The following is an 8,266-nucleotide window of genomic DNA, read 5'->3' on the forward strand; positions in this document are numbered from 1 at the left end:
CCAAACATCATACCCTGGTCGCCGGCGCCTTGCTCTTCTTTGGTTTTACGGTCAACGCCCTGGTTAATATCCGGCGATTGCTCGTGTATCGCCGATAACACCCCGCACGAGCTGCCATCAAACATATATTCAGCCTTGGTATAACCAATCTTGTTGATTACATCGCGGGCTATTTTTTGCACGTCGAGGTAGGTTTTCGATTTTACTTCGCCCGCCAATATTACCTGTCCGGTAGTAACCAGCGTTTCGCAGGCCACTTTCGATTCAGGGTCAAATGCCAGAAAATTGTCAATTAATGCGTCCGAAATTTGGTCGGCAACTTTATCAGGGTGTCCCTCTGATACCGACTCTGAAGTGAATAAATAAGACATATGAACGTTAAATTTTATTAATCTACGAAAAACGTGGCATGAAGATTGGATTGAGAGTAAAAAAAGAAGCGGTATTTTAGCACTTTTTTACGTGGTTGCAATCCGGGTCTATATCAGGCCCATACAAATCAGTCCACTTTCGAGCCGCTAAGTTAAAACAATTTTATAAAAGTAAAAATTACAACTACTTTTGCCCGATTTATAAAACATATAGTTGAAAAAGAGCATATTATTTATCATTAACCCGGTTTCGGGAGGGAAGAAGAAGGACGGGGTACCCGCGTTGATAGAAAAATACCTGGACAAGGGTGTTTTCGACCATGAAGTTATTTATAGTACTGCCGAAAACTCTATTCGCTCCATCGCAAAAAAAGCGGTGGCTGTTTACGATATTATTGTTGCCGTTGGCGGCGATGGCACAGTGAACGAAACTGCTTCGGCTCTCGCCGGCACCGATAAAACCCTCGCCATTATACCTTACGGCTCGGGCAATGGCCTTGCGCGTTTTCTAAATATACCGCTCGATACCGTAAAAGCCATCAAAAACATCAACACCGGCCGCACCGAAATCATCGATGCCGGTAAAATAAACAACCAATGGTTTTTCAACATGGCCGGTTTGGGTTTTGATGCCCACATCAGCGAAGTTTTTTCGCATGATAAACAACGCGGCTTTAAAGCTTATTTTACTTCATCCATTCAGGAATTTTCGAATTATAAAGCGCAAGACTACCATATCGAAATAGATGGCTGCGCTTACGACAGGGAAGCGTTTATGTTGAGTTTTGCCAACTCTTCGCAGTTTGGCAACAATGCACACGTATCCCCCAGCGCATCGCTGCACGATGGCTTGATTGATGTTTGCGTGGTAAAACCGTTCCCGGGTTACCGGCTTTTCGAAATGGGGCTGCGCATGCTCACCAAACAGGTGGAAAGCTCGGCCTTTGTCGAAATCATCCGTGGCAAACACGTCAAGATAAAACGCAAAAGCCCCGGCCCCATACATTTGGATGGCGAGCCCAGCATCATCGGCGATGAAATAGAAATCAACATGTTCCCGCATACCCTAAAGGTAATCGTTGGCGATCATTACAAACCCTGACAGCCATGTCGAAAAAACACAAAAACAGCCCCGGCGTTGTTTACTCTACCGATCCCGGTTTTCAATATAATGACAGCCTGGACAACGGCGCCGTAACCTTGCCCCCGCAACAGCAAAACCTCAAGATATACCTCGACCGCAAAGGCGGCGGCAAAGTAGTGAGCCGGATAACCGGTTTTATAGGCACCGATAACGATTTGGAAGACATTGGTAAAAAGCTTAAATCAAAATGCGGCGTTGGCGGATCCGTTAAAGATGGGGAAATACTGATACAAGGCGATTTCAGGGATAAGATTCTCACCATTTTAATAACCGACGGTTACAAAGCCAAAAAAGCAGGGGGCTAAACGTTTAAAATAAAAGAAGAAATTTTTTTTTCGCGCCCTTTATGGAATCCTCATTCTAAATTTCATCTACATTTTTAAGGTGTTAATTTGCTTAGATGGCACAGTATCGTTTTAGTTACAATAAATTTTGTTGCAATCCCTTGCGTTTCTAAAAAAAAAATGGTTTGTATTGTAGAAAATTGTAGAAACGTATACAAATTTTTAATCAAAAGCGTTCTTTATTTATCAACATACTAACTAAGCCAACGTTAACTTATTATTAACAATAAATAAAATGGAGTTTTTTTTATTCGTTTTATTATGATTTATGCTATTAAAGCATAAATTTGCTATTCGCATTTTAAATCAGCGCATTAATTAACTAACATTTATAAAAACTAAAAACTAACTAAAATTTAAAGTAATGGCAAACGCACCCGCACCAAAACCGACTACCGTTAAAAAAGAAAGCTCAGGCTCAGCGAGCATGTTTTCATCGCTGGCTATACCTATTTGCTTTGTTGTAGCACTATGCACATTTATTTTCTTCCTTGGAGATGCAAGCCACTTTAAAGGCGGCGATCCGGATGGCGGCGAAGCCAATGATATTTTTGGCCTGATCCACAAAGGTGGTGTAATTGTACCGGTTATCATGACGATGTTACTCATGGTTATCGTTTTCTCAATCGAAAGGTTTATCGTTATTGGCAAAGCATCCGGCTCTGGCAGTGTAGATGCCTTTGTTAAAAAAGTACAAACATTTTTAAATGCCGGCAATATTGAAGCCGCAAGCGCCGAGTGCGATAAACAAAAAGGTTCGGTAGCTAACGTTATCAAATCGGGTTTGAAAAAATACCGCGAAATGGAACTGGAAGCTGGCCTGGATGTTGATCAAAAAACATTGGCTATCCAAAAAGATATCGAAGAAGCTACATCGTTAGAAATGCCGATGTTAGAGCAAAACTTAACTATCATAGCTACCCTGGTATCTATCGGTACCCTGATGGGTTTGTTAGGTACAGTAATCGGTATGATCAAGGCCTTCCGTACAATGGCTGCTTCAGGTGCGCCTAACCAGTCGGTACTTTCGGGTAACATTTCCGAAGCGTTGATCAACACCGCGTTTGGTATCAGTACTTCGGCTTTGTCGATCATCATGTATAATATCTTTACATCAAAAATCGATAAACTGACTTACGCAATTGACGAAACCGGTTTCAGCATAGTTCAAACATTCGCGGCATCGCACAAAGCTGCTGCTCATTAATAGTGATGGGATATTAAGGGTCGGGCCAAAAGCCGGGCCTCTTTAAACCATATTTATTCTCACACTAATAATTAAACAGAATATGCCAAGAGTTAAAATAGCACGTAAAAGTACAGCCACCGACATGACAGCCATGTGCGACGTAGCTTTCCTTTTGCTGACGTTTTTTATCCTAACGTCAAAATTCAGAACAGAAGATCCTGTTCCTGTGGATATACCGGGCTATACAAAAACGATTCTTTTACCCGAAGAAAACGTTGCAACGCTCACCATTGGTTCGGGCAAAGTGTTTTTCGGTGTCGAAGGTCAACCCATCCGCAAGCAAATGCTGGAAGAAGTTGGTAAATTGTACAACATCACCTTTACCCCGGAGGAATCAGCCGTATTTGAGGTATTGCCCGAATTTGGAATGCCGATTGGCCAGCTGAAAGGTTACCTTGATATGGACCCCGATGCACGCAAAAAAGTTGTTCAAACCGGCATCCCTACCGATTCCGTAAGCAACCAATTGTTCAACTGGGTACGCGAGGCGCGTAAGGCCGACGTAGCCATCAATCAAAAAGCTTTGCTTATTGCCATAAAAGGCGATTCGAAGCAAGAATATCCAACCATTAAAACGGTTATCAATATTCTGCAAAAGCAAAAAGTTAACAAATTTAGTTTAATTACAGCGCTCAAAACAGCGCCTAAATAAAATAAAATGGCAGAATTAGACACCTCCGGCGGGGGGAAACATAAAGGTGGTAAGGTACGGTCCAAAAAATCGTCCATGCGCGTCGATCTGACAGCGATGGTGGATTTGGCCTTCCTGCTCATCACTTTCTTTATGTTGACCACCACGCTGATGAAAGCCAAGGCCATGGACATGGCCATGCCGGACAAAGATGAACAGCATGACCAGTTGCCTGTACCCGCAACGCGTACCATGACTATTTTGTTAGGTTCGCAAAACAAATTGGAATGGTATATGGGCGAAACAGGAAAATCGGCCCCTACTGTTGATAATTTCGGCAAAAACGGATTGCGCAAAGCGCTGTTAGATAACAAGGACCACGTAATGTCAACCCACGGCGGACAGCCAATGATCGTTTTGATCAAACCGAGCGATAAATCAACCTATGCCGATTTTGTTGAAGCGCTTGATGAGTTGAACATTGCGGGAATTGATATACACGCCGTTGTTGATATTACCGATCCGGAGATTGCGGATTTGAAAAAGAACGGCTTGTACTAAATTGTATTTAGCGCAATAAAAAAAGTGATTAATCGTAATTAATATAAAAGCCACTAAAATGTTTGGAGAAAAAGTAAATATATATAATCCGCAATGGCTTGAAGTTGTTTTTAAAGGTCGTAACCAGGCTTATGGTGCATACGAGCTACGGAAAGAGAACCCCAGAACTATCAATAAGGCGCTCATCATAGCTATCGTTTGTTTCCTTGTTGCAGTAGGTTCGCCAACCATTATCAACATCGTATCAGGTTTCATCCCTAAAGCCAAAGAAAAGGTTAAGTCTGTGGATGTGGTATTGTTGCCACCACCACCGCTCGATAAAGCAAAACCACCGCCGCCGCCACCAAAGGAGCCACCAAAGCCCAAGGTTGATCAGGTGAAGTTCCCGCCTCCTATCGTAAAACCCGATAACGAGGTTAAGGAAAAAGATCCGCCGACCGAAAAGCAATTGGAAGTAGCTGATCCCGGCCAAAAGGAACAAAAAGGCGACCCGAACGCGCAAATACGTATCGATGAGCCGGTTGGTAACTCCGACCAGCAAGCCGTTACCGAAGGCGATGGAAACGCGATTTTTACAGCGGTTGAAGTTGAACCAGAGCCTGCCGGTGGCATGCAAAAGTTTTACGATTACTTAGGTAAAAAAATACAGTACCCTTCGGCTGCTAAAGAAGCAGGTACACAAGGTAAAGTAATATTGCAGTTTGTTGTTGAAAAAGACGGCAGCCTGACCGATATTAAAGTTTTACGCGAGCCGGGTAACGGTTTGGGTGAAGAAGCTACACGTGTAATGAAACTGGCTCCGAAGTGGAAACCAGGCGTTCAAAACGGTAAACCCGTACGTGTTCAGTTTACTATCCCGGTTAACTTTACCCTTAACGACCAATAAAAGGCATTATTTTGATGCTACACGATCATGAAAAACAGAAATCGCTCAAAAGGCGGTTTCTGTTTATTTTAGGAGTTTTAGTAGTTGTCAGTTTGACTACCATGGGGCTCATGGTCATCTTTTGGGATGGCATGCCACTCAACATGACAACAACATACAAGCGGGTATTTGGCGGGGTAATTTTACTTTACGCCCTCATCCGCATCCCGAGGTTGTTTAAGAAAGATATAGATGAAGAATAGAGCGGGACAGCTTTTTTTATTTGTGGCAACATTTATTTTGTTGCAGGCTTGCAGGCAACCTGTAAAGAAAGTAAATTCAGGCGACGAATTTTTAAAGGGCACAACCCAGTTTGTGGCCGATGGTTCGTTTTCGCCAATAGTGGACGAAGAATTATACGTTTTTAAAGCCTTCTACAAAGAAGCCAAGCCACAGGTGCTGTACAAAACAGAGGCCGAGGCGGTTAAATTATTGTTGAGCGATAGTATACGGGTGGCCATATTGGCCAGAAATTTAAAACCCGATGAATTGGAATTGCTTCGGTCAAGGGCATTGCCCCCCGAAATAAATATGTTTGCATTCGATGCGGTGACCTTAATTGTGAACCAGGCATCGGCCGATACGGTAACATCGGTAACCGAAATTAAAAAAATGCTCAACGGGCAGGCAAAAACAAACAGCGCTATTGTTTTTGATAACCCAAACTCGAGCATAACACGTTATTTGAAAGAATTTTCCGGGAATACCACACTTCAGCAAAAAAATATTTACGCGCTTAAGTCAAATGTCGAAGTGATAAAATATGTAAGCGAACATCCCAATGCCATTGGTTTTGTGAGCTTTACCTGGCTGAACGACCCGGACAATTATTATGCAGGTCTGGTACATAAGGTAAAAATTGTAGGCGTTCGTAACGAAGCCTATAAAGACGACCCGGTAACATACTTTAAGCCATCGCAAACAACACTGGCATTAAAGGAATATCCGCTTACCAGGGCGTTATATATCATAAACGCTACAGGCCGTGGCGGACTTGGCAAGGGTTTTGCATCGTTTTTAGAAAGCGAACGCGGGCAAAGGATAATTTTAAGGTCGGGTATTTTGCCCGATTCGATTCCGCCCCGGGAAATTAATATTGTAAAGCAATAAAATTTATATAATTTGGAACCAATGAAAGTAGTAAGTAAAGGATTGATTGTGGCCGCAGGGCTCATATTGGCAGGTTCAGCGGGTTTTGCGCAAAGCCTTGCCGATGCAAAAAAAGCGATAGATGCCGAGCAATTTCAAAAAGCCAAAGGCATATTAAAAAACCTGACCGTTACACAACCCACTAAAGACGAAAACTTCTTTTACCTGGGTTGGGTGTACATCGCGCAGGACTATCCCGATTCGGCAAGTGTGGCTTTTAACAAAGGCATCGCTATAAACCCAAAGTCGGCTTTAAACTATGTTGGTTTGGGCGCTGTGGACCGTTTGAACAAAAATGGCGCTTCGGCAAAAGGCAACTTTGATAAAGCCCTTATCCTGGCCGGTAAAGACGACAAGCCATACATTTACGCTGCCGAAGCATATGTTTATATGAAACCGGGCGAATTAAAACCATCAATCCCCGTAGATCCGGCTTCTGCATTGGCGGTTTTAGATAAGGCTAAAGCTTTTGGTGCCAAAGACCCTGATTATTTTGTAGCCATAGGCGATGCCTACCGCTCGCAAAATGCAAATAGCGAAGCCTATGTAAACTATAGCACAGCTCAGGGTCTCGACCCTAATTCACCAAAAATATTGGTCGATTTAGGCGTATTGATCAAAAATGCCAATAATTTTGACGATGCTATTACTTCGTTCCAACAAGCCCTGGCCAAAGACCCTAACTATGGCCCCGCTTATCGCGAAATGGCAGAAACAAATTTCCTGCAGGGCAAAGCTGATATAAAAGTCCTATCAGCGAAAATTAAGGAAGCGGTTGACAATTACAGGAAATACCTGGATTTGACCGACCGTTCAATTGAATCGCGCATGCGTTATGCCGACTTCTTGATTGATGCCGGCGATTACAAAACACTACAAACCGAAGCCAGCGAAATATCGAAGCAAAGCAATTCTAACCTGCGCGCATATCGTTACATAGCTTATTCCGCATACGAAAATAAAGACTACGCCACAGGTTTATCTGCCATCAATAAATGGATGACACAGGCCGATCCGAAACGTATCATCCCCCGCGATTATTTGTATTTGGGCCGCCTGCAAATTGCTACCGGCGATACCGTAAAAGGTGTTGAGACGATGAAACAATACGCTGCGCTCGACAGTACAAAAATTGAAGAGGTTTATGGTCAAATTGCGGTAATGTATAGAGAAAAAAGGAAATGGTTAGAAGCAGCTAAGGCTTACGATGACTTGACTACTAAGATTACAAATAAACCCTTAGTTGTGCCACACTTTTATGAGGGTTTCTCTTATTATTTCGCATTCAAAGCTCAAAGCGCAGCAGCTAAAACAAACCCTGCCGTTAAACCGGATTCCACATTATTGACTAAAGCAGATTCAGCCATCAGTTTTGCCCAACAAAAAATGGGAAAACCCAATTTGAACTTCTCGATGTATCGTGCCTACATAAATGATGTCAAGGACCCCGATCCGGCTACCTTAAAAGGTTTGTCGAAGCCATATTATGAGCAAATGATAACAATTTTGACTGCGATGCCGCAACCATTGTCGGACAATAACAAAGGCCTACTGGGCGACGCCTATGCTTATCTCGGTAACTATTACGAGTACCACGATAAAGACGACGCCAAAGCGCTCGACAATTTTACCAAAGCACAAGCTGCCGACCCGACCAACGGATACGCCAAGTTTTATTTCGATCATAAAACCGCCGCCCCGGCGCCAAAAAATAAATAATAAAAAGCCCTGTTAATTTAACAGGGCTTTTTTATTTGATTTGTTTCCCCCTATATTTGCCGCATGGAATCTCAAAGTTTGCCGGTTAATTATTTGCCCATCATTTTCCAAATGATAGTGGCATTGGCTTTTGTGGTAATCGTAATGTTTGTTACCCATAAATTAGGCCCCAC

At 42.9% G+C, this 8,266-nt stretch carries 10 protein-coding genes; 9 read left to right on the top strand and 1 reads right to left on the bottom strand.

The features are described 5' to 3' along the window. On the bottom strand, nucleotides 1–371 hold a 371-nt coding region (locus QZX97_RS07070; protein ID WP_295664505.1), incomplete at its 3' end, for an S-adenosylmethionine synthetase N-terminal domain-containing protein. 214 nt (nucleotides 372–585) lie between these two features. On the opposite strand from QZX97_RS07070, the gene QZX97_RS07075 reads away from it, so the two are divergent. From QZX97_RS07075 to QZX97_RS07115, 9 genes are all read left to right on the top strand, one after another. Further along, entirely contained in the window at nucleotides 586–1,473 is an 888-nt protein-coding gene (locus QZX97_RS07075; protein WP_295664507.1) for a diacylglycerol kinase family protein, read from the top strand. Between the two features lie 5 nt (nucleotides 1,474–1,478). Beyond that, nucleotides 1,479–1,820: a translation initiation factor gene (locus QZX97_RS07080; protein ID WP_295649691.1), complete on the top strand. Its 342-nt coding sequence runs from the start codon at nucleotides 1,479–1,481 to the stop codon at nucleotides 1,818–1,820. A gap of 403 nt (nucleotides 1,821–2,223) precedes the next feature. Then, the gene (locus tag QZX97_RS07085; RefSeq protein ID WP_295649694.1) at nucleotides 2,224–3,066 is read left to right on the top strand and encodes a MotA/TolQ/ExbB proton channel family protein; all 843 of its coding nucleotides are present in this window, start codon (nucleotides 2,224–2,226) and stop codon (nucleotides 3,064–3,066) included. 82 nt (nucleotides 3,067–3,148) lie between these two features. Continuing rightward, nucleotides 3,149–3,760: a biopolymer transporter ExbD gene (locus QZX97_RS07090; RefSeq protein ID WP_295649697.1), complete on the top strand. Its 612-nt coding sequence runs from the start codon at nucleotides 3,149–3,151 to the stop codon at nucleotides 3,758–3,760. Between the two features lie 6 nt (nucleotides 3,761–3,766). Beyond that, nucleotides 3,767–4,300: a biopolymer transporter ExbD gene (locus QZX97_RS07095; protein WP_295649700.1), complete on the top strand. Its 534-nt coding sequence runs from the start codon at nucleotides 3,767–3,769 to the stop codon at nucleotides 4,298–4,300. A 58-nt stretch (nucleotides 4,301–4,358) separates the two neighbouring features. Beyond that, a complete protein-coding gene (locus tag QZX97_RS07100) occupies nucleotides 4,359–5,186 on the top strand; it encodes an energy transducer TonB (protein ID WP_295649703.1) in 828 nt (275 codons plus the stop codon). Between the two features lie 14 nt (nucleotides 5,187–5,200). Then, a complete protein-coding gene (locus tag QZX97_RS07105; protein ID WP_295649706.1) occupies nucleotides 5,201–5,428 on the top strand; it encodes a hypothetical protein in 228 nt (75 codons plus the stop codon). Beyond that, the gene (locus tag QZX97_RS07110; RefSeq protein WP_295649708.1) at nucleotides 5,418–6,335 is read left to right on the top strand and encodes a substrate-binding domain-containing protein; all 918 of its coding nucleotides are present in this window, start codon (nucleotides 5,418–5,420) and stop codon (nucleotides 6,333–6,335) included. Before QZX97_RS07105 ends, QZX97_RS07110 begins: the two co-directional genes overlap by 11 nt. A 21-nt stretch (nucleotides 6,336–6,356) precedes the next feature. Continuing rightward, nucleotides 6,357–8,093, top strand: coding sequence for a hypothetical protein (locus QZX97_RS07115; protein WP_295649710.1), 1,737 nt, complete (start codon nucleotides 6,357–6,359; stop codon nucleotides 8,091–8,093). Nucleotides 8,094–8,266 lie beyond the last annotated feature (173 nt).

The organism is uncultured Mucilaginibacter sp. (assembly GCF_903893715.1).
Taxonomy (GTDB): Bacteria; Bacteroidota; Bacteroidia; order Sphingobacteriales; family Sphingobacteriaceae; genus Mucilaginibacter.